Source organism: Streptomyces sp. B1I3, assembly GCF_030816615.1.
Taxonomy (GTDB): Bacteria; Actinomycetota; Actinomycetes; order Streptomycetales; family Streptomycetaceae; genus Streptomyces.
Genome location: NZ_JAUSYD010000001.1, coordinates 1,031,710 through 1,056,752 on the forward strand (window position 1 = coordinate 1,031,710; position 25,043 = coordinate 1,056,752).

The window sequence follows — 25,043 nt, forward strand, 5'->3', positions numbered from 1 at the left end:
CCACGGGGTGGTCGCGGGGTGGTCACCGGCCGATGACGGCCGGGGTGCCGCCCTCCTCCGTGCCCCATACGTCCGCGTCCTCCTCCAGGTAGTCGGCGGAACTGGTGGACCTGCGGTGCGGCTCCGCCTCCTCGTCGGAGGACTCGCCGCCGGTGGTCGCCACGCGGGAGGCCGGGGACAGGAAGGTGTCGCTGTCCTCCTGGCGGTTCCACGGGCTGCGCCGCCGGCGGTTGCGGCGTTCGCTCTCCTCCGCCGCGTCGACCAGGACGGCGCGCACCCGCTCGCCGTTGCCCTTCTCGCCGCCCGCGCCCATACCGCCCATGCCGCCGCCCATCGGCATGCCTGGACTTCCGGGCGTGCCCGGGGCGCCTGGGGTGCCCCCGGCGGCGGCGGACGCGAGCGGAGTGCCCGCTCCGGCGGCGGATCCGCCGGAGAGAGGGGAGGCCCCGGACGCACCGATGCCGTCCGGGGAGACGGAGCCCGCCCCGGTGAGACCGCCGCCGGAGGCCCCGCTGCTCGCCTGGCCGCCCCCGAGGCCGAGCTCGGAGAAGGGCACGTCCCGGCTGGTGGTGCCGCCGGCACCGGCCCCGCTGCCGCCACCGGCCCCGTCGGCGCCGCCGATCCGGTCGAGGCCGCCGAGGCCGCCCAGTGCGTCCGGACCAAGACGGCCACTGCCGGAGTTGAGGCCCTTCAGATCCACCGTCTCGGTCCTGCCCTGCGGGTCGGTGATGGTGGCGACACCGGTGTCCGGGTCGATGATCTGGGTGGTGCCGTCCGGGAAGGTGGTGTTCAGGCGGCCGTCGTCCAGGAAGGTGGTGGAGCCGTCCGGGTTGGTCACCTTGGCCCCGTGGGTGAGGTCGGTGTCCACGGTCGAGCCATCCGGGCCGGTGCTGGTGAACATCCCGCTCTCCGGGTCGAACACGGCCTTGCTGCCATCCGCGAACATGGTGGCGAAGTCGTCGTCCACGAGCGCGGTGTGCCCGCCGGTCGGGGTCTCCAGGCCGTTGATGCCCCCGAGATCCCCCAGGTCCCCGAGACCGTTCGGGGCGTTCGGACCGCTGAGGCTGCCGAGGTTCTCGGTGGTGGTCGTACCGTCCGGGGCGATCGAGGTGGCCCGGCCGGTCGCCGGGTCCACGACCTGCTCGGTGCCGTCGGGGAAGGTGGTGGTCAGCTTGCCGTCATCACCGAGCGAGGTGACCGAGCCGTCCGGATTGGTCACCCGCACACCGTCACCCAGGTCCTGCGTGGTGACGCTGCCGTCCGGGTTCGTCGTGGTGAGCAGTCCGCTGTCCGGGTCGAAGGCCGTCCTGCTGCCGTCCGGGAAGTCGGTGGTCAGGGCGCCGTCGTCGAGCTGGGTACTCCCCCCGGTCGGAGTCTCCAGTGATCCGCCGGCGCCGTTGAGATTCCCCAGGTCACCGAGATCAGCGACCGAGGTGGTGGGCAGGTCGGCGTTGATGCCCCCGAGATCCCCCAGGTCCCCGAGACCGTTCGGGGCGTTCGGACCGCTGAGGCTGCCGAGGTTCTCGGTGGTGGTCGTACCGTCCGGGGCGATCGAGGTGGCCCGGCCGGTCGCCGGGTCCACGACCTGCTCGGTGCCGTCGGGGAAGGTGGTGGTCAGCTTGCCGTCATCACCGAGCGAGGTGACCGAGCCGTCCGGATTGGTCACCCGCACACCGTCACCCAGGTCCTGCGTGGTGACGCTGCCGTCCGGGTTCGTCGTGGTGAGCAGTCCGCTGTCCGGGTCGAAGGCCGTCCTGCTGCCGTCCGGGAAGTCGGTGGTCAGGGCGCCGTCGTCGAGCTGGGTACTCCCCCCGGTCGGAGTCTCCAGTGATCCGCCGGCGCCGTTGTTCAGGTCACCGAGATCGTCGAGGCTGCGGGTGATCGCCTCGTTGGCCGCGTCGGTGGCGTTCTTCGTCCCGCCGGGGCCGTTGTTGAGGTTGCCGAGGCTGCCGAGGTTCTGGGTGACGGGGGGCGCGGCTGTCGTCGGTGACTGGTTCTCCCCGCCAGGGTCGTTCACGTTGCCGAGGTTGCCGAGCTCCTCGGTGATCGCGTTGTTCGGATCGTCGGCGTCGCCCTGATTACCGATGGTGCCGTCGCTCTCGGTGACCGGGATGTTCAGCAGGTCGTCGAGGCCGCCGAGGTTCTGCTCGTCGACCGCGTTGGGGTCGTTGATCCCGCCGAGGCTCTCCTCCATGGCCTTCTGCTGTTCCTCGGCCTCCCGCTCGGCCTCCTCCTGCTGGAGCCGCTGCTCCTCCCGTAGCTCGTCCTGGTACCGGCGGTCCTCGTCCCGCTGCTGTTTCTGCTCGTCCCGCAGCTCGTCCTGGTACTGGCGGTCCTCGTCCCGCTGCTGGTTCTGCTCGTTCCGCAGCTCGTCCTGGAGGTTCTTGGCCTCGTCCTGCTCGCGCCGCTGCTCCTCGCGCAGTTGGTCCTGGTACTTCTTGTCCTCCTCGCGCTGCTGGTTCTGCTCCTCGCGCAGCTCGTCCTGGTACTTCTTGTCCTCCTCGCGCTGCCGGTTCTGCTCCTCGCGCAGCTCGTCCTGGTACTTCTTGTCCTCCTCGCGCTGCCGCTCCTGCTCCGCGCGCAACTCGTCCTGATACCTGCGGTTCTCCTCGTTCTGGCGGTTGATCTCGTCCTGCTCCTCCTTGGCCTTCTTCTCCTCGTACACCTCCGAGGCCGTGCTGGTCGACTTCGGCTTGGGCAGGTTGCCGGAGAAGTCCTCGCCCAGCTCGAGGAAGTGGTTGTTCAGGGCCGACTGCACCTGGGCGGCCGGTTTGCCCAGGTACTCGTCGACACCCTGCGTCCAGATCTTGACCGCCTTGTCGCCGACCTTCGCCCAGTTCGCGATGTCGGTGAGGTCGCCGTACTCGGGGTGGACCTGGGAGAACCCGCCCTGCGGGCTGTGGCTGACGGACGTGCTGTAGCGGGTGGTGTACGACTTGATGTCCGTCTTGGCCACGTTGTTCGCGTCCACCCACTGCGCGAGGTCGTCCAGCACGTAGCGCAGCACCTGGTGCGGGTCGTAGTACGAGGAGTTGGCCCAGGCCAGCCACGCGTCCAACAGTTTGTCGGCGGCGTCCTCCAGATACGTCCGGCCCAGCGACAGGGCGCGTGAGTAGACCGTGCCGCCGGTGCCGGTCGCGTCTCCGGTGCCGGCCGTCGAGTCGAACGTCTCGACGTAACTGTCGTAGTTCTCCCGGACCTTCTTCAGCAGGCCGCGGAAGACCTCGGCCGCCTCGCCCTTCCAGCTCGCGTCCTCCCGGCCGAAACGGTCCTCCCAGTCCTTCAGCACCACCGCGTGGTCCCTGAAGAACTTGGCGGCGAAGTCGAAGGAGTCACCCGTGGTGTCGAAGGAGGTGAGGTCCACCACGTCGTTCCCGGGCACGCCGAGATTGCTGAACCGTGCGTCCTGTGTGTTGCCGCCCAGCAGCCCGAGGAGCGCCGCCCGCGGCCCGTTCATGTACCGGGCGAGCGGGATGGTGCTCATCTTGTCCTTGTTGTAGTCCGTGAACTCGTTGCCTTCGCGGACCTGCGCGTCGTGGACGTTGTCGGAGCCGGGGCCGGCGAAGATGATCTCGTCACCGGCCTTCACACGGCCCTCGAAGACGATCCGCGCCTGCATGATCGACCGCTTCTTGCCGCTGTCGAAGAACCAGATGTCGTAGTCCTCGCCCTTGTTCGTCAGGAACCCGGAGTCCTTGAGGAGCAGGCTGAGGCTGCGGTCCTTGATGTCCATCCTGAAGAGCTTGCCGCCGTGGTCGGATCGCAGCGTGTCGAAGACGGTACTGCGGTCCGGCACCGGATAACCGGTGATGTGGGTGACCAGAGTGGCCCAGGTGTCGGTCGACGGGTCGCCGGCGTTGTCGAACTTGTCGAGGTTGGCGACGGAGTTGGGATCGTACCGGTCGGCCACCGGGCGCCCTTTCTGGTCGGTTGTCGGCCGTGTCGGCTCACGGCCATGTCGTGCGGGTGCACTTCCGGGTCATTCTCACGCGGCGCGCGCGGCGGCCGGGGCACCGGCCGGCACACACCGCGCGGGCTCAGGTGCTCTCTTCGCCCGACGACCCGCTGGTGAGTGCGTCGACCTCGTCGAAGGTCTGCAGCAGCGTCTGGGCGTCGATCGCGTCGAGGTTCTTGTCCTTGGTCTTGTTGGCTTCCTCGATGGTCTCGGTGAGGGCCTCCTTCAGCTCCTTGAAGAGGTCCATCTGGTCGCCCAGCAACTTGTCGATGGCCTCGGCGGCGGCGCGGACGTCCTCGATCAGTTTCGGTCCCGAGACCAGGGGCTCGGTGACCATCCTGCCGATGCGCAGGAGCTGTTTGTCCTGGGCGAGGTTGCCCGGGGTGGTGTGCCCGTCGATGAGGTGGCCGAGCGGCCGGATGGTGGCCCCGTCGCCGTCCTCACGGTGCTTCTTCGCGGCGGTGCAGACCGGCTGCACCTCGTTGTCCCGGAAGTTCTCCATCTGCTTGAGGTCGAAATGCCTGACGTCGGCCTTTTCAGCGGCCATGGGACGTCCTCCTGCCGTTCGGTGCCGGGCGGGGATACGGGCGGCCGGGCGGGCGCCCCCTGCGGACGGCGGCACGACCGGCGGGCATGGGTGCCGGGTGGGGGCACGGATGCCGGGGCCCGCCCTCCGGACGAACGGAGGGGAGCCCCGGCCGGGCGCTAGCGGGCCCGCACACTGCCCCAGTTGTCGGCGCTCCGGCGCTCGTCCCGGGAGTGGTTGTCGTGGATGCTCTGCACCAGCTCGCCGCTGTCGCCGAGGAGCAGGGCCATGTTCTTGGTGGCCTGGTCCCACTCCGCCTGTACCCCGCGGTACATCTGCTGGTCATCACCCTCCCACGAGGTCACGAGCGGCTTCAGCTCGTCCTCCAGGTTGTTGAGGGTCGTGATGATCTGCTGGGTCTGGTCCTTCAGCTCCTCAATCGCGTGCCGGACCGTCGAGTACTGCACATCGATGATGCCGTCGGCCATGACGTCTCCTCTGGGGTGGCCGGGCGCCGGGGCCCGGGAAGTTCACCGGCCCGGCCTCCTGGAAGGGGCCGGCGCCGCAGGGGGGTGGTCAGCGCAGCGCTTCGAAGACGCCCTGGCTGGTCTTGCTGTTGAGCACCTCGGTCAGGTCCTGGTTCTCCTTCGCCAGGCGGTTGGCCGAGGTCACGTTCTCCTGCAGCGCGTCGACCATCTTGCTGATCTGGACGACGACCTTCTGGGCCTCGGAGTTCCAGCTGCGGAAAAGCTTCAGCAGGGCCTGGCCCTCGTCGCCGCCGACGCCGGAACGCGCGGCGATCTCGGCGACGTTGTTCTGGATCTTCTCGACCGCGCTCCGGGCCGACTCCAGTGAGGAGACACCCCCCAGACCCTTGGCATAATCCGCTTTCCTCGCGGCACTGTCCGCCATGTCGCGCTCCCTTCGTTCAGGCCGGTCTCGTGACACCGTTGCCCGCTGAGGCTAAAGAGAACCCAGCGTTCGGCGCAACGGATGTTGGGAAGATTTGAGCATAGGTCAGTTCTTCAGAAGCCGTGTATTGCAACGGAGTTGCCCGCAAGTTGCCGCAGGGTGAAGTCACCCGCCCCGCACCGGCCGCGCCGAACGGCATCACGATCCGCCGACGGACGCGATGCGGTCGGAAAACGGGCACGAAAAGAAGGCGAACGGTCATCGGTACGGCCCGTTTCCGGCGAGGCGCGTGCGTCCACAGCATTTCGCGGAGGCGACCGGCCGAATGTCTGAGCTTTCTCTGAGGTTTCCCGTTTCCCTCGCCCCATGACATATCGGGTGCACCGGCGTGCAGTTCGGATCGCGAGGTTATGGTCCTCCGCCATTTCCTTTCTTCGACGCCGTATGCGGTGTTTGCCTGGATCAGGACGCGGAGTCGGATCTGTCGGCCACGCCGGTGACGCCGACCGTGGCCGCCTCGTCGCTGCCCGCCGCGGTGCCGGTGGCGCACTCGGGAGCCGTGACCCTGGGCTCCGAGGCGCCGGAGGCCGCTGCCGGGTCCAGGTCCGCGCCGGTCGGGAGTGCCGCGAGCAGGGGCGCGGGAACCGAGCCGATGTCTCCGGCCCCGTAGCCGAGCGCCGCCAGCGAGTCCTTGGCCGCGACGCGGTACTTCACGCCGTTCTCCGCCACCAGGTAGGTGGTCCCGGCGTGCGCCGCGCCGCTCGCGTTCAAGGCGCGGACCAGGGCGCCGCGTCCGGGCCGTACGACGGTGGCGTCCGTCCGGACACAGGCCGGCGTCATCGGCTGGGCGGTTCCCTCCGACACCACGACCGGGGAGAGCCGGCTCAGTGCGACCAGTACGGATTTGATCCGGGTGCCGCCGTCGTCGCCGTCCACCTGCGCACAGAGTGCGGTGCCGCGTGGCGGGGACTGCGGGGCCGGCGGAGTGTCCGGCAGTTCCGCGGATCCGGCGGGGGCCGAGTCCTCGGCCCGGTGCGCGCGCAGCGCGTCCGCCCCGACCACGCGCACCTCGGGCGACCGCCCCTGGTAGGCGTCCTTCTGGGTGGCCGGGTCGCCCAGCACCAAGGCGGCGCCGAGCCGGGTCAGCGGTACCAGGCCGCCCTTCTGCAGCAGGTGGTAGGTGCTGCCGCCACCGGGCACACGCACCTCGAACAGCTGCCCGATCCGGCTGGCCTCGCCCCCCAGCTCGGGCCCCTTCGCGCCACGTCCCGCGACCGCGGGCGGCTTCAGGGCAGGACCGGGGGCCAGTGCGTCGAGGAAGGCCGCCGACACCGGCATCGGCCGCTCCGATCCGTAGCCGAGGGCGTTGCGGGCATCCGAGGCACGGTCCAGCGGCAGCCTGCTGCCCCGCCACACCAGGTACTCGGCGCCGTCCGGGCCGCTCACGAGCACCCCGTGGTCGCCGCCGACGCCCCGGGAGTCCAGCGGTGCCCCGGCGACCACGGTGGTGGCCCCGGGCTTGTCGACCCCGGTGCCCGTCACGGCACCGGAAGTGCTGGGCAGCGCTCCGTCCGGCCCGGTGACGCACACGTGCCAGGCGCCGTCGTCGAGTTGGGCGGGCCCGGGCACGGCGTCCGGGGCGCCGGGTATCCCGGCCGGGGCCCCCACGGGGACGTCCCTCAGCGAGGCGGTGGCGACGTCCACGGTCGCGAGGTCGGAGCCGCCGATCAGCCGCGCCGACGCGTAGTTGCGCACGGGGTGCAGTACGCCGTCGGTGCCGGTCCACAGATACCGCGCCCCGGTGTCGCGGTTGACCACCAGGTGCTCACCGTCGCGCCAGCCGTCGTTCCCGCCCGGGCGCAGCAGCCCGAAGACGGTGGCGCCCGCGCCGATCAGGACGGTCACCAGTACGCCGAAGACAACGCCTCGGGTGGTACGCCCGAGCGGGCTCTCCGGGGCGTCCGGGTCGGCCGCCAGCAGACCCGAACTGAGCCTGCCCATCATGAAACTGTGGGCCTGTACCTGATCGCGCTTGGACTGCACAGCCTCTCCTCACCTCGTGTCCCGTGTAGCGGCGTTCGGTAGTGGTCAGCCGAACAGGCCGCGCAGCCAGCCGAAGAGGCCCGCCACCCACATGCTGAGCGGCAGCAGCGCGACGGCGAAGCCGGTGTGCGCCAGTTCCGCCGCCCGGCCCCAGTACGGCAGCACCCGGCGGCCGGGCACGGTCCAGGAGGCGGTCACGAGTGCGGCCGCCGCGGCGAGCAGCACGGCGAAGACCACCATGCGGCCGTCGCTGTCGCTGTCCACCGCCCAGGCCCGGGCGAGCAGCAACAGCCCCCAGATGCCGGGCATCGCCAGGGTCAGTCGCTGCCCGATGTGCACCAGGCCCCGGCAGTGCAGGAGCAGCAGGAGGCTCAGCACGAGCGCGGTCAGCACCTCGGGCAGGTTCGGGTGCTCGGCGAGGACGGCCAGGGCGGCCGCCGCGATGACACCGGTGGCCGCGAAGAGCGCGGTGACCCAGCGCCCTGCCAGTTCGGTGCGCTCGGCGACCTCGTCGCCCGAGTAGGGGTCGATGCCCTCCTGGAGCTGGCCGGCGGAGGACGGCAGCGAGGGCATCCGCATCCCGGCCAGCTTGAAGGCGAACGGTGCCACCGTCCCGGCGGCGAGCGCCACCACCGTCGCCACGAGCGACACGGCCGCCGGCACGTCCAGGCCCGTGTAACCCATCAGGGCACCGGCGATCGCGGTGGCCACGGAGACCACCGCCGTGGCCAGCAGGGCGGGGGCGCCGACCGCGGTGGCGGCGAGCGCGATGACCGCGCCCCCCGCACCGGCGGCGCCCGCGGCGAGCAACCGCGCGCCTACGACCTGCGCCGCGTCCGGGCCGGTCACGTCACCGCCGGGCAGTACCCAGCCGGCCAGGGCCAGGCAGGGAGCCACCAGCAGGCCGAGCGCCGTCGCGGAGAGGCGGTCGCCTACCGCTCGGCTGGCCGAACCGGCGCCCGCGAGCAGCAGCAGCCCGGCCACGGCCGCGCAAGCGGCCCTGGAGGAGCCGGAGCCGGCCACCCCCGGCCGGAACACGAGCACGAGGGCGGCCGCCACGGTGGCCACCGCGGTGCCCACCAGCAGTCCGCGTGCCGCCCCGGCGTGCCAGGTGTGCAGCCGCCGGGCAGCGGTGTCGGCTATCCCGTCCACCAGGTCGTCGAGCCGTGCCTCCGGCAGGGCCTCGGTGTGGGGGCGCAGGTAGAGCACGGTGCCGTCGGAGAGTCCGGCGCGGGCGAGGGTGCTCTCCTCGTCGAGCGGGGCGTCGCCGAGCCGCTGGAGCACCCAGCCGGCGTGGTCCAGTCCGGCCTCCTCGGCTTCCTCGCCGACATAGCGCAGCAGCGTGGGCAGCAGATCGGCGACCGGGACGTCGGCGGGCACGGCCAGATCAACGGTGACGCTCGGCGCGCGTACGGTCAGGCGGCACGATTCGGCCACCGCACTGTCGGTCATCAGCTGAACTCTCGTCTTCCGTGGAGGCTTTGACAGGAGGACTCCCCCGGGAGAGGGATGTACGAACAGTACGGAAGGTCCTCACGGCGGGGAACCGGAGTGCCGGGCAAGGCAATTGCATCCATGCACCCGGCAACCACCGGTCCCGCGTGGACAGGTCGCGTTCCGTGAATGCAGACTACTGCCTACGACCACCGGGTCGTACTGCGGACCGGATTCCCTATCCGGTATGCAATTGGCCGGCAAGGGAGTTGGCCGTCCCTCGCCGTCCACCCGAAACATTCATCCTGCGTTCATCGCGTCACGCGAGGGCCCGGGGAATCAGCGCGGTGCGGTCTTTCCCACTACCGGGTACACCGGTATTCGGTACGGGCCGAAAAGCCGTGAAACCGGAGGTTCTGTTCCTTGAGTGTGGTGCTGTTTCGCCGGCCGGCCCGCAGGCGCGGCCCGGAGATGCCCGAGGGGCAATTGACCCTGCAGGAACCGCCGGTCCTCGCCGAGACGGTGCCTGACACCTCGGCAATATGGACGTATTTGCCGATGGCGCTGATGTCGGTGTCGATGATGCTGATGTTCCTGCGGCCCGGCGGCGGGAACGGCGTGTTCATGTATCTGGCGATGGGCGTCATGGCGCTCTCCGCCGGTGCCATGCTGCTGGGGCAGCTGATGCGCCGCTCCAGTGAGCGCAAGCAACGCCTGAAGGGCGAACGCCGCGACTACCTCCGCTACCTGGCGCAGACCCGCAAGCGGGTCCGGAGCACCATAGCGGAGCAGCAGCGGGCGCTCGCCTGGCGCCACCCGGAACCCGGCTCACTGCGGTCGCTGGCCCGCACCTCACGACTGTGGGAACGCCGCCCGGCCGACGAGGACTTCGGCGAGGTCCGGATCGCGGTGGGAGAACAGCAGCTCGCACTCACCCTGGAGCCGGTCTCCACCCGCCCGGTGGAGGACCTGGAACCCCTCTGCGCGCACGCCTTGCGCCGCTTCATCCGCGCCTACTCCACCATCCCTGACCAGCCCCTCGGCCTCTACCTGCGCTCCTCGGCCCGGATCCTGCTGCGTCCCGAGGAGCCCCTTGGCGGCGACCCCGCCGAGCCGGGCACCCCGCGCGCCGCGGAGGGCGGGAAGGACCCGGGGCGGGACCCCGGCGCCGAAGCGGCGCGCGCCCTGGTACGCGCCGTCCTCGGGCAGCTCGCGGTGTTCCACGCGCCCGAGGAGCTGTGGCTCGCGTTCTGCGTCAGCGACGAGCGGCGGCCCGACTGGGAGTGGGCCAAGTGGCTGCCGCACGTGCTGGATCCGCATGAGGAGGACGGCGCCGGCCACGCCCGGAGGATCACCGCCGACCTGGCCGAACTGGACGATCTGCTCGGCGCCGAGTTCGCCGAGCGCCCCGGCTTCGACCCGGACGCCCGCCCCGGCCGCGACGAGCCCTACACGGTCGTCGTCCTGGACGGCGTCACCGTCCCCGAGGGCCACCGCTGGGAGGGGCACGGATACCGCAACGCCCTGGCCCTCGACATGTCCGGGGCACTGCGCTGGCGGCCCGGCCGCAACACGCTGCGGCTGACCGTCGGGCCCGACCGGGTCAGTCTGGTGCGCACCGACCGCAGCCGCAAGGAGCGCTCCGTGCCGCTCGGCCGGCCGGACCGGCTCGGCCCGGTCGGCGCCGAGTCACTGGCCAGGCTGCTCACCCCCCGCCGGATGAGTCTGGGCACCGACATCGCGCAGCCGCTGGACACCGACGTCGAGCTGACCACCCTGCTCGGCATCCCCGACCTGCACCGGCACGACCCGCACACCCTCTTCGACCGGCACACCGGCTCCGCCAGGCTGCGCGTGCCGATCGCCGTCGGGGTGGACGGCCGCCCGGTGGAGCTCGACATCAAGGAGTCCGCGCAGGGCGGCATGGGCCCGCACGGCATGCTCATCGGCGCCACCGGCTCCGGCAAGAGCGAACTGCTGCGCACCCTCGTCCTCGGCCTCGCCCTGACCAACTCCTCCGAGACGCTCAACTTCGTCCTGGTCGACTTCAAGGGTGGCGCCACCTTCCTGGGCCTGGAGGAACTCCCGCACACCTCCGCCGTCATCACCAACCTCGCCGACGAGGTCGCCCTGGTGGAGAGGATGCAGGACGCCCTGCACGGTGAACTCATCCGCCGCCAGGAGCTGTTGCGTTCCGCCGGCAACTACACCTCTGCCCTGGACTACGAGCGGGCCCGCGCCGGCGGGGCGGATCTCGCCCCGCTGCCCAGCCTGTTCGTGGTGGTCGACGAGTTCAGCGAACTCCTTTCCACGCACCGCGAGTTCATGGAGCTGTTCGTGATGATCGGCCGCCTCGGGCGCTCCCTCGGAGTGCACCTGCTGCTCGCCTCGCAGCGTCTGGACGAGGGCCGCATGCACCAGCTCGAGAGCCACCTTTCGTACCGCATCGGCCTGCGCACCTTCTCCGCCATGGAGAGCCGCGGCGTGCTCGGCGTCCCGGACGCGTACGAACTCCCGGCCCAGCCCGGCAGTGGCTACCTCAAGTCCGGGGTGGAGTCCCTGACCCGCTTCCGCGCCGCCTACTCCTCCGGCACGTACCGGCGTCGCACCGGCGCGGTGGTGCAGGCGCGGGTGGCCAGCCAGGTGGTGCCCTGGACCAGCGGCTGGGTGGTACCGCGTACCCCGGAAACCCCGGCCGCGCCGGAACCGGAGACCGAGGAGGCCGGCGACGAGGAGGCCCTGCTCGACGTGGCCCTCGACCGGCTGCGCGACTCCGGCCCCGCCGCCCACCAGGTGTGGCTGCCGCCGCTGGACGAGCCTTCTCCGCTGGACGTCCTGCTGCCCGGCATCACTCCCGACCCTGAGCGCGGTCTCACCGCGGCCGGCTGGCCGGGCACCGGCAGGCTGCGGGTCCCGGTCGGCCTCGTGGACAAGCCCTTCGAGCAGCGCCGCGACCCGCTCGTCGTGGACCTCTCCGGAGCCGGGGGCCACGTCGCGGTCGCGGGTGGCTCCCAGAGCGGCAAGTCCACCCTCGCCCGCACCCTGATCGCCGCTCTGGCTCTCACCCACACCCCCGCCGAGGTGCAGTTCTACTGCCTGGACTTCGGCGGCGGCGGCCTCTCGCAGCTCGCCGCCCTTCCGCACGTCGGTGGCGTCGCGGCACGGCTCAACCCGGAGCGGGTGCACCGGGCCGTCGCCGAGGTGATGACGCTGCTCGCCCGCCGCGAGCAGTTCTTCGTGGACCACACACTCGACTCCATGCAGTCCTACCGCCGGCGGCGGGCCGCCGGGGAGTTCCCCGACGAGCCCTTCGGCGACGTGTTCATGGTGGTCGACGGCTGGTCCACGGTCCGCCAGGACTACGACGACCTGATCCCGAAGTTCAACGAACTCGCCGCCCGGGGCCTCAACTACGGCATCCACCTGATCATCACCACCACCCGGTGGGTGGAGCTGTCCGCCCAGGTACGTGACCAGGCGGCCACCCGTCTCGAACTGCGGATGGGTGATCCGATGGACTCCGAGATCGACACCCGCAAGGCGCGTTCGGTGCCGCGCAGCGGCGGCCGCGGCATCACCGCCGAAAGCAAGATGCACTTCCTCGCCGGCCTGCCCCGGCTGGACGGCAGCGGCTCCCTCGACGACCTGGGTGAGGGCGTCACCCACCTGGTCACCGAGGTGTCCCGGAACTGGCCGGGCGCATCCGCCCCGCAGGTACGGATGCTGCCGCACCGGCTCCCGCTGGCCGAACTCCCCGCGCCCGAACCCACCGAGGGTGGCGGCATGCGTCTCCCCCTCGGCATCGACCAGGACGCCCTGGAACCCGTCTGGCACGACTTCAGCCGTACCCCGCACCTGATCGTGGTCGGCGACACCGAGAGCGGCAAGACCAACCTCCTGCGCAGCATCACCAAGGGCATCACCGCCCGCTACGCCCCGGACGAGGCGAAGATCATCGCGGTGGACTACCGCCGCACCCTGGTGGACGCCATCCCCGAGGACTACCGCATCGGGCACGTGATCTCACTGGACAACCTCACGGAGACGGTCGAGGGCGCGGCCCGCGCGTTGAAGACCCGCGTGCCCGGTGCGGACATCGCCCCGGCCCGTATGCGCACGTGCGACTGGTGGACGGGCCCGCGGCTGTTCATCCTGGTCGACGACTACGACATGGTCTCCGGCAACTCCTTCCAGAGCCCCTTCGAGCCACTCTTCGAGCATCTCACCCTCGGCTTCGAGATGGGCCTGCACCTGGTCGTCGCCCGCAGCGCCATGGGCGCGGGCCGGGGGCTCAGCGACGCCCTGATCCGGCGCCTGGACGAGGCCAACAACCCGGCCGTACTCCTCTCGTGCCCGCCCACGGAAGGCCGTCTCTTCGGGAACGCGAAGCCCTTGAACCTCCCGCCCGGCCGGGCCCTTCACATCGCCCGCCGCCGGCCGCGCCTGATGCAGACGGCCCTGGTGGAGGAGAGCCGGGGGCAGCAGGACTGATGAGGACGGCACCTTCCCGCGGCGTGCCGCGGGAGGGTGCCGTCCGTGCGAAGCCGTGACGTCAGCTCATTGCGTTCCCGTTCCGGGCGCTCCCGCCGGACGCCACCCCCGGGCGCGGGCGCGGGAGAAGACGAAAGCCGCCCAGAGAACGGCGAGGACGCCGCCGGAGCCGAGAAGGACGAGGAGGGTGGCGCGGCCGGTGGCACGGTCGGCGCCGGCGGTGTCGCGGACGGTCACGGGTTCCATGGCGCGCTCGGCCCCGGCCGGCGGAACGGGCTCACCCAGGACCGTGGTGACGGCGGCATAGGGGTCCAGCTGGGGGATGTCGGCGGGGTAGGCGGTGGCGGTCAGGCGGCGGGTGACCGCGCCGGCCGTTTCGTCCGGGTGGGCGGCACGGACGGCCGCGGCGGCCCCGGCGGCGTAGGCGGTGGCCACCGAGGCACCGGCGCCGAGATAGTGGCCCTCGCCGCGCGGGCCGCCGGAGACCACTCCCGCGCCGGGGGCGACCAGGTCGATGCCCGCGGTGAGCAGGGAGCCGTCCGGACGGGCGCCCCCGGGGAGCATGTCGCCGACCGAGAGGACGCCGGGTTCACCGGCCGGCCAGTAGGTGCGGGGCGGGACCTCGTCGCCGCCCCGGGACGGCGGGTCCGGGGTGGCCGCGGCGACCACGACCGCGCCCGCGCGGCGTGCCTCGGCGACCGCACCGCTCAGCGCCGCGTCCTGGCGGGGCAGGGCCACCGCGACGGCGATCACGTCCGCCCGTGCCTCGGTCGCCTCGCGCAGGGCCTCCACCACCAGGGCGGCACTCGCGCGCCCGCGCCGGTCGGTGCCGCGCAGGGCCAGAATCTTCGCGCCCGGGGCGACCCCGGCCAGACGCGGGCTGTCCCCGCCGGTCCCGGCGATCAGCCCGGCCAGGAAGGTCCCGTGCCCGACGCAGTCGTCACCGGCCGGGCCCACGGCGGAAACCCGGCCGTCCAGCCCGGGGGCATCGGGGTCGACACCGGTGTCGATCAGCGCGACGGTCACCCCCGCACCGGTGCTGTGCTGGTGCAGCCTGTCCAGGTCGAGGCGCTGGCGCGACCAGTCCTGCTTCTTCGCCTTCGCGGGGGAGCCGGGGGTGCAGGCGACCTCATCGCCCTCGGGGTCGAGTGCGGAGGGCATACCGGGCAGTTCCTGGCCCTTCCCGCCGTCCGTCGGCACGCCCTGGAGCGGCGCCGCCGAAGCCGGAACGGCCGGGGGAAGCAGGAGGGCGGCCGCGATGCCGGCGCCGGACAGCAGGCGGGCGACTCCGCGGACGGGCGCACTCATCGGGGCACCGCCTTCGGTCCCACGGCCGTGACGTCCTCGGGGACGAGGATGCGCAGGTCGTCCAGGGTGGGCGTGGCCAGCGAGCTGAGTCGCCCCGCCTGGCGGGTGACCATCGACTCGACGACCTGACGGGCCGCGCGGGCGTTGCCGAAGGAGCGATCCCGGGGCAGCGAGTCGAAGTACTCCTTGAGCAGCGGGCCGGTGCCGGGCCCGCACTCGTAACCCATGTTCGCGGCCTGGGCGCGCACGATGGTGACGAGTTCCTCGGAGGAGTAGTCGGCGAAGGCGATCCGGCGCGGGAACCGGGAGGAGAGACCGGGGTTGGAGTCGAGGAAGCGCTCCATCTCGTCGGTGTAGCCGGCGACGATGACGACCACCTCGTCGCGGTGGTCCTCCATCAGCTTCAGGAGGGTGTCCACCGCCTCCTGCCCGAAGTCGGCGCCACCGCCGCGCGGGGTGAGGGTGTACGCCTCGTCGATGAACAGCACGCCTCCGCGGGCCCGTTCGAAGACCTCACGGGTGAGCTGGGCGGTGTGGCCGATGTAGCGGCCGACCAGGTCGGCGCGCGCCGCCTCGACCAGCTGGCCTCGCTCAAGGATGCCGAGCTGGGTCAGGACCTCGCCGTAGAGGCGGGCGACGGTCGTCTTGCCGGTGCCGGGCGGGCCGGTGAAGACCAGGTGGTTGCTGAGTGAGGGGACCGGCAGCCCGGCCGCTGCCCGGTGGCGGGCCGTGGTGATGAGGTTGACCAGGTCCGCGACCTCGCGCTTCACCTCGGCCAGTCCGATCATGTCGCCGAGGCGGGTCAACGGGTCGTCATCCTGTACGGCGGTGCCGGCGGCCGTCGCGGCGGCGGTCGCCGACACGTCCTCGGGCAGCAGCAGCCGAAGATCCCGCTCGCCGACCTGGGGCTGCGTGGAGAGCCGGACCGCCTGACGGTCCACCATCTCCTCGAACACCCCTCGCGCGGCACGTCCGTTGCCGAAACCGGCGTCCCGCGGCATCGCCCCGAAGTGGGCGGCCAGTGCCGCCGCGGTGCCCTCGCCCAACTCGTACTGGTGCTGGGCGCACATACTCTCCATGATCGCGACCAGATCGGGCACCGAGTAGTTCTCGAACTCGACGGTACGCGAGAAGCGGGAGGCGAGACCCGGGTTGGAACCGAGGAAGGCTTCCATCTCGCGGGAGTAGCCGGCCGCGACCACCACCACCTCGTCGCGGTGGTCCTCCATCAGTTTCAGCAGGGTGTCCACCGCCTCCCGGCCGAAGTCGGCGCCGCCGCTGCCGCTGTCCGCGGTGAGCGTGTACGCCTCGTCGATGAACAGCACTCCGCCGAGTGCCCGTCGGAAGGTTTCGGTGGTCTTGATCGCGGTGCCGCCGACGACCTGTGCGACGAGGTCGGCGCGCGAGACCTCGACCAGGTGCCCGCTGCGCAGCGAGCCCAGTTCGGCCAGGATCGCCCCGTAGAGACGCGCGACGGTGGTCTTGCCGGTGCCGGGGGGGCCGGCGAAGACCAGGTGCCTGCTCATCGGAGGCGCGGGCATGCCGAGCTGTTCGCGACGCTGGGCGAGTTGGGTGAGGTTGACCAGGGTGCCGACCTGCTGCTTGACGTTCTCCAGGCCGATCAGCGCGTTGAGGGCGCCGAGCGGACCGTCCGCCCGGTCCGGCGGGGGTGCGTCCGCGGCACCGGAACCGGCCGGGTCGGTGTTCTCGGCAGTGCCGGTGCCCCAGGCGTCCCGCTTGCCGTTGCCGGTGCTGTGCAGACCCTCCACGGCGAGCCGTTCGCCGGGGGCGGTCTGCACCAGGCCGCCGCCCTCGTTCTCACGGGCGAGGCAGTTCACGAGCGAGACCGGCGCGGTGGACTCCACCCGGAAACCGTCCTGGGCACCACCGGTGACCTCGCAGCCGCTGAGCGAGCCGAGTGCGCCCTCACGGAGCAGGAAACCGTGGCCCTTGGGAGCGTGCACCGCGGTGCGGTTGGCGGTCAGTTCACCACCGGCGGCCACCACGACGCCCTCCTCGCCGGACACCTCGACACGGAAGTCGCGGACGGTGACGTTGCCGCCGTCCTCCACGACCAGGCCGCTCGTACCGGTGTCGGAGGCCCCTCCACCGGCCAGGTAGAAGGTGCTGCCGGAGGCCACCCGCACACCCGCGTCCTTCGGCCGGACGATCTCGCAGTCCTCCGCGCGGCCCCGGGCGTCCTTGGTGGCCGCGATGCCGTCACCTGACGGCTCGACCAGCCGGGCCCGGCGCAGCAGCGGGTTGGCGCCGCCGCGCACCGCGACCGCGGGCGAACCGCCGATCACCTCCAGGCGGTCCAGTTCGGGTGCCGAGTCCTCCTCCAGGAGCAGCCCGGGCCCGTCGCAGTCGCGGACCGTCAGTCCGGTCAGCGCCGGGGAGGCGGCCCCGGCGACCCGGAGCGCCGCGCCCTGCGCGCCGTCCACCCAGCAGTCCTCGAAGGTTCCGCGCGCCCGGTCGGTGACCAGCACGCCGTGGCCACGGACGCGCGAGACGCGGCAGCGGCGCAGTACCGGGTCGGTGCCGCCGGCCAGTGTGATCCCGTTCCCGGAGGCGCCGGTGACGCGGACGTCCTCCAGAGTCGTGCGGCCCGCGCTGCTCAGGTGCACGCCGGTGCTGGTGTCGTGCACCACGGTGCGGACCACCGAGACGGCGCAGTTCTGTTCCAGGGCGAGGGAAGGCTTGTCCGTGGACGAGATGTCACAGTCCTCGACGACGCCCCGGCTCTCCCCGTTGGCGAGCAGGCCGTTGCCGCGGGCATCGCGCACCGTGCAGTCACGGATGCGCGCCTCACCCTGTTCGGCGAGGACCAGGCCGCTGGTGCCCAGGTGTTCGAGCGTGCAGGACTCCACGGTGGTGGGTGTCGTGGAGGTCACCACGACACCCGCGCCCTGCGGGTTGCTCACCCGGCAGTCCCGCAGCGCGAGGGAGCCCGTTCCCCCGGCCAGCATCGCGGTCCAGGCGGCGCCGACGATCTCACAGCCGTCGAGCGCGGCCTGGCCGCGCCGCACGTCCACGACCGGCAGTTCGGCGTCGCCGCCGCGCAGGGTCAGCTCGGAGAGCATCACGGCGTCGGCACGCAGCGCGACCACACTGCCCGAACGCGGCCGTATCTCCACCGTGCCCCGCCCCTCGGCGGCGGTGAGGGTCACCCGGGTGTTGATCACCAGGTTCTCCGCGTACGTCCCGGGCCGGACGCTGATGAGTGCCCCGGTACGGGCTGCGGCGAGTGCCTCACCGATCGTCCGATGGCGGTCTTCAGGACCGACCGACAGTACCTGGCGCGACACGCACCAACCTCCTTGCTACGACGGCGTTCTCAACGAGCGCCCCTGTTCGCGGGGGCGCGTGCCGGCGAGCCGACGATGTCATCATGCCTCGTCCTCGGGGCATGGCGGGTTCCGGGAGCGGCGCCCCCGGCGTCGGGGCGTTGCGGTCAGGTGCTCCACTTCTGGGCGTCGTTGCCCGTGCAGGTCAACAACTGCAGCCGTGCCCCGCTGTTCCGGTCGGCGCCCGCGATGTCGACGCACATGCCGACGACGGTGTTGACCAGGTCGTGGCTGGCGTTGAGGGCGAACTGCTGAGCGGCGTTGCCGTTGCACCAGGCGATCTGGATGGTCGTGCCGTTGCTGAAGTTCGCGGCGGCCACGTCCAGGCACTTGTCCTTGATGCGGATGGTGCCGTCGGAGGCGAACTGCCACTTCTGCGCGGGGGCGTTGTTGCAGTCCCACACATGCAGTGCCTTGCCGTCGCTGAAGTCGTGGTTCGGTACGTCGATGCAACGGCCCGAGAGATGGCTGCGGAAGGAGACGGGGGCACTGAAGGTGACGGCCGGACCGGCCTTCGCCGGTTGCCCCTCCGCCGCACCGGCCTTCTTCTCGCCGCTCTGCTCCTTCGGCTGCTCCTTCGGAGCGGTGGCCTTCTTCGGCACGTCCTCGTCCCTGGCCTTGGCCTTGGCCTTGGGCTCGGCCGTGTCCGGTGCCGGGGCCGGCGCGGGGGCCTGCTGCTCCGCCTTCCCGGGCGTGTCCGGCTTACCTGCGTCCTTCTCCCCGTCGCCCGGGGAGCCGCTCCCGGGCGGCTGCACCGCGAACTCGCCCGGTGCCTCCTGCGTACTCCCGTCGAGCACGGTGCCTGCCGCCGCCACCGACGGTTGCCCGGGGCCCTCGTCGTCGTTCCCGGCGAGTACGAGGAACGGCACCGACACGAGCAGCGCCCCAGCGACCGCCGCTCCGGCCAGCACCGCCTTGCCCGGCCGGCCGACCGGCCCGGCCTGCTGCTGCGGCCGGTCGATCGCCGTCGCGGTCATGGTCCTCACGAGCGCGGGCAGCCGGCTCTGGACGGCGGCGCCGGCTTCGGGGTCGGCCTGACGGCCGGCGTCGGGGCCGGCCTCGGGATCGGCGCCGGCTGCGGACCGGGCGCCGGAGGAGGCCCCGGTACCGGGATCCGTGGTGCTGCCCGCTCCGGTCCCCGTTTCGGCCTCCCCGGAGCCGGTTCCGGCCTCCGGGGCCTCGGTACCGGCCTCAGCGGCATCGGTACCGGTGTCTCCACCATCAGTACCGGCGTTTGCGGCGTCTGCTCCGGTCGTCGCCCCGGCCGGCTCCGAGCCGGGCTCGGCGAAGGCGGCCGTCGCGGGCGTCTCCTCGCCCTCGGAGGCGGACTCCACGCGCCCCCTCGGGAAGGCGGGGGGCTGCTGGGACGAACGTGTCACGGGGTCCTCCCTGTGGTGTGGGGCCAGGGTGCGGATGAGTCGTCGATGTGGCTCGGAGTAGGCGCGGCGGCCGGAGCACCGGTGCGGCTCGCCGCGACGGCGGGGGCGCCTGGGCCCTCCTCCACCACGGCCTCCACCGCGGACGCCCTCTCGCCACCTGCGTCGCCTACGGGGCCCGGAAGACTGTCGGCCGGGACCAACAAGGGGGCCGCGGCTGCCGCGTTGACCATCAGCATGGTGCCGGGACCTCCCGATGAGCGGGCCAGTTCCCGTGCCGGCAGGGTGTCATGGAGAAGTGCCGCGGACATGAACTCGTGTGCCGGTGAGGTGAACAGAAGGACCACCGGCGCCCCGTCCCGTCCGGTGGCCGTGAGCGGCCCGCCGTCGGGCCCCCGCACCACGGTGACGTCGGCCTCCGCGAGCGCCGCGAGCGCCGCTTCCACCGGCCCGTACCCGGTGGCGGCCCGCTGCGCCGCCGCGTCCACGGGATCGGTGGGCTCCGGCCAGCCGAGGACCCGCGCCGAGGGCCGGTACGCCGGGTTGGCGCGGTACTCCCCCACGCCCCCGTTCTCGTCCGACTGCCACTCCCCCAGCACCGCCCACTCGGGTGGCGTCCGCTCCTCGGTCCACTCCGGGTCCACCACCCCGATCCAGTGCCCGGGCGCCCTGCGGGCAGCAGCCCTCACGGCCTCGGGTATTCCTGGGGTGTCGCTCGCCACGGTGTCGCCGGAGACGGGTGACTCGTGGCCGGCGCTCGCGACGGGGCTTCGAGGAAGGGCGAACGGGGCGCGTTCGCCGCCCTCTTGCCGTGCTCCGGGCCGCATTTCCACCTGAACTCTTGGGCCTTCACGAATTCTCGGGTGCCGAACGATATGCGCGCACGCCGACACCGATCGGATCGGGGAGCCAACAGGATGTCACATGAGCCCCATCCGTGGGGGTCCGCCGAAGATCCGTATCAGGCGCCCACGTGCCCGTTTGCTGCCCGAACGGAGAACTTTCCGGGAGCAGTGAGGCGCGGGGGGACAAAGTGACGGTGACGTTCGGGGGGAGAGAGCGGTCGTCCTCCTCCCGACGGGCTACGTTGGGTGCGCCGGCGGCCCCTCGTCGTACCACCTCCGGTCCGGAGGTCCGGGCCGGGACCGGGGCCGTACGGAAACACCTCGCAGCAGGAGAAGGCGCGGGAACGGCCGTCGGGCCGCCACCGCGCCGGGTCACGCGGAGTTCGACGACGAGACCGGGCCGCCCGGCCCCACTTCGGCTCGGTACCCGTCAACTCCCGAGGGCTTTCCGGTGTTCGTCCGGCCCGACCGCTGCCCACCGCCAGACCTGCCACCGAGGAGGAGTAACCGCATGTCCCCCCAGCACCCCGCTTCCGGCGCGAACGCGGCGGCCGCCGCCGCCCCCGGCGTACAGGAGGCCCCATCGTCGTCTCCGGCCTCCGCGCCTGCCGAGGAGGCACCGAGCCCGGCTGCCGCTTCCGAGGCGAAGCACGCCGCCACCCCGGACGGTGAAACCGCCGCCACCCCGGACGGTGAGACCGCCGACCCGGACGGTGAGACCGCCACCCCGCCCCCGGCCGCCGCCCGGACCACCGGGGCGCCCGAGGAGGGTGCCGGCGTGGCGACGGCCGCCGCGACGGGGCCGGGCACCACGACCGGCACCGGAGCCGACGGAGGACGCCCCCGCACGCCGATCCTGGCGGGGGCCGCCCTCGTGGGCGCTGCCTTGATCGCCATACCCCTGCTGCTGATCGGGAGCGCGAACGACGAGGGACACCACGACACCGGCAAGGGGCAGGCGGCGGCGGGGGCGGACACCGTCCTCCACCCGAACTCCGCTCCGGCGGCCCTCGAGGACTACGTGGCCGTGAAGCCCAGTTCGTCGCCGAGCAAGAAGAAGCCGAAGAAGGCGGAGACCCCCGCGGCCGCCGCCCCCGTGCCGGCCGTGCCCGCACCGGAGCCCAAGAAGACGAGCAGCCCTCCCGAGAAGAAGCCCGAGCCCACGGCCACGCCCAGGCCCAAGGCGGCGCCGAAGCCGGACTGGACCGCCACCACCGTCGCCGCGCCCAGCGTCATCGAGGTCAACCAGGCCTGGACCACCAATCGCATCCGCATGGTCATGCAGCCCGACGGCAACCTCGTCGTCCTCAACGAACAGGGCAAGCCCATCTGGGCGTCGATGACCTTCGGCGAGAACCACCGTGCGATCTTCCAGCCCGACGGCAACCTCGTCATCCACAACGGTGACGACCGCCCGATCTGGGCCTCCAAGACCCACGACTACGCAGGTGCCCAACTGGTGCTGCGAGCCGACGCCAAGGTGGTCATCGTGCACAACGGCCGAGTCGTCTGGTCGACCTGACGCCGAGCGGCGGCGCGCCGGGCCGCCCGTCTGCCGGCGGCCGCGCTCGCGTGCCGCCCGGCGCGTGAGCGCGGCCCGTCACTGGTCGCCGGAGCCTGGTTCGGCCATCTTCCGGTGGGCTTCGCCCTTGAGCTTGTCGGGCAGCACCTTGCCGGCGAGCCCCTGCGCCTTGGTCCTGGCGGAGCCGGTGACGGTCTTCTCCTTTCCGGCGAAGAGGGCGTCCAGGGCTTGCCTCGCGACCTGGGCCGGGTCGTCCTTGTCCTGTTGACCGATACGCGTGTCGTCCATGTCGGCACGGTGGAAGAAGTCGGTCTCGGTGGGCCCGGGCATGAACGAGGTGAGGGTGATCCCGGTGTCCTCGAGCTCGTTCTGCAGTGCTTGGGTGAATGACTGCAGGAACGACTTGGAGGCGTTGTACACCGCCTGGAAGGAGCCGGGCATGGTGGAGGCGATGGAGGACGTGACGAGGATGCGCCCCTCGTCCCGGGCCGCCATGTCGCGCACCACGTACTTGGCCAGTTGCACGGTCGAGCGGACGTTGAGGTCGATGATCTCCAGTTCGTCCGCGAGATCGTTCTCCCGGAACGCGCCCCCGTGTCCGACCCCGGCGTTCAGGACGACCACGTCGAGGGGCCGCCCCGGCGTCGTGGCCGTGACGAACAGGGCCTCCGTCTGCTGGGGGACACGGAGGTCCGCCGTGACGGTCTCGACGACGGCGGCGCCCGCCGCGCGGATCTCCCGAGCCGCCTGGTGGAGCCTCGTCTCGTCCTCGGCGTTGATGACGAGGTCGTAGCCGCGTTCGGCCAGTTGCCTGGGCACCTCGAGACCGATGCCGCTGGAGGCGCCGGTGACGAGGGCGAGAGGTCTCGTACTGCTCATGATGTCGCCTTTCGGGCAGGGGTGGGACGGGGTGCGGACACGGCGTCATGACCCGGTTGAAACGGCGGCCCTCGGGGAGGGGCAGGTACGCGCGCACCCGGTGTGAACACTCATCTCACCGAGGCGAACACTCACCTCACCCGATGCACATGTGGCGGCGGTCCACGTGTCAGTCCGCTGTTGTGTCGGCGATGATCAGATCGGTCACCGCCTTCAGACCTCCTTCTCCGAGTGCCCGGCGCTGGCGGTCGGCCGGTGTGCCCTGCTGCAGGAGACGGTGCACGAGTGAGGTGAGTTCCCGGGTGTCTCCTGTCGCGTCCAGCGACGGCGCGATGTGCTCCATCAGGCGCGCGACCGCGTCACCGGCGCTGATGCGTTCACCTGTCGCAGTGATCAGGTGGCCGCTGAGGCCGTGTCGCGCAGCGTGCCAGGTCGCGGCCTGGAGCACTTCAGGGAGGAACCGGGGCGTGGGCGTTCCCGCGTCGGTTTCCCGCATGGCGGTGGCCACGAGTGCGCGTACGATGCCGGCGAACATGACCGCTTCGTCAGCTCGTAGCTGGACGTCGCAGCACCGGACTTCGACGGTCGGGTAGCGGTCGGACAGCTGGGCCTGCCAGTACAGCTGTCCGGTGTCGCGAATGATCCCGCTCCGCATGAGCGTCTGGATCCGCCTGGCCGCGTCTGCGGCGTCTTCGAAGGCGGGCGGCGGGCCGCTGACGGGCCAGCGGTTGAAGATGACGGTGCGCCAGCTGGCGAATCCCGTGTCCTGCCCGTCCCACAGCGGCGAGTTCGCCGACATGGCGATGAGGACGGGGAGCCAGCCCCGCAGGCGGTTCATCACCGCCACACCGGCTTCCCGGTCCGGCACCGACGCGTGCACGTGCATGCCGTTGATCAACTGCTCGGCCACCAGCTGAGGCGCCTGTGACCGCAAGGCCCGGTAGCGCGCCTCCCCGGTCACGGGAGCGGACGAGTCACCACGGCGGGGTGGGGTGCCGCAGGCCGCCAGACGACAGCCCTGTGCTTCGGCAGCGGCACCGGCGGCGAGTCGCAGGCGCAGCAGGTGCCCGCCGACCTCCTCCAGCTCTGCGCAGACAGGCGTGGCCACCTCGACCTGCACCTGCAGGAGCTCCGGCTGCAGTTCGTCCTCACCGAGGATCGCCCCAGCTCCGGCGGCAGCTCGCACCTGGTCCCCCGCGGCGACCGGCAACCCGGTCTCCGAGTCGAGCAGCAGGTATTCCTCTTCCACTCCGATGGTGACCGGTTCCATCGGGTCAGTGTCAGGGCTCGCCCCATGGGATCGGCGCACGACACGGCCTCACCGGGCAACCGGTGAGCCGACGAAAGGGAGACACATCTCCGGTGCAGAACGCTCGGCATCGGCATCAGCGGGACTCGGTTCAGGCAGTTCGTGCGCGAGCACCCTGCGGGGGCGGGGTGAGGTGACCGACCGTCCAGGCGGATGAGTGGCTCGCCAGGGCCGGACAGAGCCGACAGGGCCGGCATGGGCGGCCGGGCATGGCTTCACCTCACGTGCTTCACCTCACCGGCGGCAGGGCCGACGAGGACGCGCTCGCCCCTCCGGCAGCGCACCACGTCGGCCGCGAAGCCGCCCAGCTCCGCCTCGGCGAGGAAGTCGGACAGCGGCGAACGCATGACCCCGTACTCCTCGTAGTGCACGGGCAGCGTCCGGCGCGGGCGCAGGGTCCGGACGAGTGCGGCCCCCTGGCGGGCGTCCATGGTCACCAGCAGGCCGCCCGGCAGGGTGGTGCCGCCCAGGTGCAGCACGGCCAGATGGAGGTTCGGGCAGCGGCGGGCGATCTCCTCGATGCCGGGGAACATCAGGGTGTCACCGCTTATGTAGAGGCGCAGTACCGGTGGCGCGCCCAGCGGGCCGAGCTCCAGCAGGCTTCCCATGACGGGTGGGAGGAGTGCCTGGGCGAGGCCGGGGCCGTGGCGGCCCGGCAGCGCCGTGACGTGCGCCTGTGTCCCGTCACGGGAGAGGGTCTGCGACTGCCAGGTTCGCAGTCCGACCGCCCGGGAGAAGGCGTGCAGCCCCTGGAGACGGCGGGAGGCGTGCGGGGTGGTGATGATGGGCAGCCCACGGTCCAGCCCCCGGCGGGCGACCCTGTCCCAGTGGTCTCCGTGCAGGTGCGACAGGATGACGGCGTCCAGGTCGGACGGCAGATCACGGACCCCGAGGGCCGGCTCGGTCGACCGGCGGGAGAAGAGGCCGTTGCCCAGATAGGCGAAGCTGCCCCGGTGCAGGAAGTTGGGGTCGGTCAGCAGTGTCAGCGATCCGTACCGGATGAGCAGTGTGGCGTTGCCGATGAAAAGGATTTCCGCGAAGCCTTCGGGCGGGCGGTCGGACATGGTGCGCACCTCCGGGGCCGGAACCGGCAATG

15 protein-coding genes are annotated in these 25,043 nt (G+C 71.9%); 2 read left to right on the forward strand and 13 right to left on the reverse strand.

Annotated elements, in window-relative coordinates; genetic code table 11:
• Positions 1 to 22: 22 nt before the first annotated feature.
• The 6 genes from QFZ58_RS04955 to eccD form a co-directional block, all read right to left on the reverse strand.
• Positions 23 to 3,910, reverse strand: a complete 3,888-nt coding sequence (locus QFZ58_RS04955; protein ID WP_307123667.1) for an AAWKG family protein — start codon at positions 3,908 to 3,910, stop codon at positions 23 to 25.
• 127 nt (positions 3,911 to 4,037) lie between these two features.
• Positions 4,038 to 4,502: a type VII secretion system-associated protein gene (locus QFZ58_RS04960; protein ID WP_307123668.1), complete on the reverse strand. Its 465-nt coding sequence runs from the start codon at positions 4,500 to 4,502 to the stop codon at positions 4,038 to 4,040.
• Between the two features lie 158 nt (positions 4,503 to 4,660).
• Positions 4,661 to 4,969 carry a WXG100 family type VII secretion target gene (locus tag QFZ58_RS04965; protein WP_307123669.1) on the reverse strand — a complete coding sequence of 103 codons (309 nt, stop codon included), beginning with the start codon at positions 4,967 to 4,969 and terminating at the stop codon, positions 4,661 to 4,663.
• Positions 4,970 to 5,057: 88 nt separating this feature from the next.
• Positions 5,058 to 5,393: a hypothetical protein gene (locus tag QFZ58_RS04970; protein ID WP_307123670.1), complete on the reverse strand. Its 336-nt coding sequence runs from the start codon at positions 5,391 to 5,393 to the stop codon at positions 5,058 to 5,060.
• Positions 5,394 to 5,855: 462 nt separating this feature from the next.
• On the reverse strand, positions 5,856 to 7,436 hold the full coding sequence (gene eccB, locus QFZ58_RS04975) for a type VII secretion protein EccB (RefSeq protein ID WP_307123671.1): 1,581 nt from the start codon (positions 7,434 to 7,436) through the stop codon (positions 5,856 to 5,858).
• A 45-nt stretch (positions 7,437 to 7,481) separates the two neighbouring features.
• Positions 7,482 to 8,888, reverse strand: a complete 1,407-nt coding sequence (gene eccD, locus QFZ58_RS04980; RefSeq protein ID WP_307123672.1) for a type VII secretion integral membrane protein EccD — start codon at positions 8,886 to 8,888, stop codon at positions 7,482 to 7,484.
• 453 nt (positions 8,889 to 9,341) lie between these two features.
• Here eccD and eccCa point away from each other — a divergent pair, with 453 nt between their 5' ends.
• Positions 9,342 to 13,361 (forward strand): type VII secretion protein EccCa, encoded by a 4,020-nt coding sequence (gene eccCa / locus QFZ58_RS04985; protein ID WP_307128772.1) that lies wholly within the window; start codon positions 9,342 to 9,344, stop codon positions 13,359 to 13,361.
• A 66-nt stretch (positions 13,362 to 13,427) separates the two neighbouring features.
• Here eccCa and QFZ58_RS04990 read toward each other — a convergent pair whose 3' ends face one another.
• The 4 genes from QFZ58_RS04990 to QFZ58_RS05005 all read right to left on the reverse strand — a co-directional run bounded on the left by QFZ58_RS04990 (position 13,428) and on the right by QFZ58_RS05005 (position 20,219).
• Complete coding sequence (locus QFZ58_RS04990) at positions 13,428 to 14,669, reverse strand: S8 family serine peptidase (RefSeq protein ID WP_307123673.1); 1,242 nt, start codon at positions 14,667 to 14,669, stop codon at positions 13,428 to 13,430.
• Positions 14,666 to 17,977, reverse strand: a complete 3,312-nt coding sequence (locus QFZ58_RS04995; RefSeq protein ID WP_307123674.1) for a right-handed parallel beta-helix repeat-containing protein — start codon at positions 17,975 to 17,977, stop codon at positions 14,666 to 14,668. The genes QFZ58_RS04990 and QFZ58_RS04995 overlap by 4 nt, the downstream gene beginning before the upstream one ends.
• 146 nt (positions 17,978 to 18,123) lie before the next feature.
• Complete coding sequence (locus tag QFZ58_RS05000; RefSeq protein ID WP_307123675.1) at positions 18,124 to 19,395, reverse strand: ricin-type beta-trefoil lectin domain protein; 1,272 nt, start codon at positions 19,393 to 19,395, stop codon at positions 18,124 to 18,126.
• Positions 19,392 to 20,219: a type VII secretion system-associated protein gene (locus QFZ58_RS05005; protein WP_307123676.1), complete on the reverse strand. Its 828-nt coding sequence runs from the start codon at positions 20,217 to 20,219 to the stop codon at positions 19,392 to 19,394. The genes QFZ58_RS05000 and QFZ58_RS05005 overlap by 4 nt, the downstream gene beginning before the upstream one ends.
• Before the next feature lie 529 nt (positions 20,220 to 20,748).
• Here QFZ58_RS05005 and QFZ58_RS05010 point away from each other — a divergent pair.
• A complete protein-coding gene (locus QFZ58_RS05010; RefSeq protein ID WP_307123677.1) occupies positions 20,749 to 21,759 on the forward strand; it encodes a mannose-binding protein in 1,011 nt (336 codons plus the stop codon).
• 78 nt (positions 21,760 to 21,837) lie between these two features.
• Here QFZ58_RS05010 and QFZ58_RS05015 read toward each other — a convergent pair whose 3' ends face one another.
• The 3 genes from QFZ58_RS05015 to QFZ58_RS05025 form a co-directional block, all read right to left on the reverse strand.
• Entirely contained in the window at positions 21,838 to 22,638 is an 801-nt protein-coding gene (locus QFZ58_RS05015; protein WP_307123678.1) for an SDR family oxidoreductase, read from the reverse strand.
• A gap of 169 nt (positions 22,639 to 22,807) precedes the next feature.
• Complete coding sequence (locus QFZ58_RS05020) at positions 22,808 to 23,908, reverse strand: glutamate--cysteine ligase (protein WP_307123679.1); 1,101 nt, start codon at positions 23,906 to 23,908, stop codon at positions 22,808 to 22,810.
• A 254-nt stretch (positions 23,909 to 24,162) separates the two neighbouring features.
• Entirely contained in the window at positions 24,163 to 25,011 is an 849-nt protein-coding gene (locus QFZ58_RS05025; RefSeq protein ID WP_307123680.1) for an MBL fold metallo-hydrolase, read from the reverse strand.
• Positions 25,012 to 25,043 lie beyond the last annotated feature (32 nt).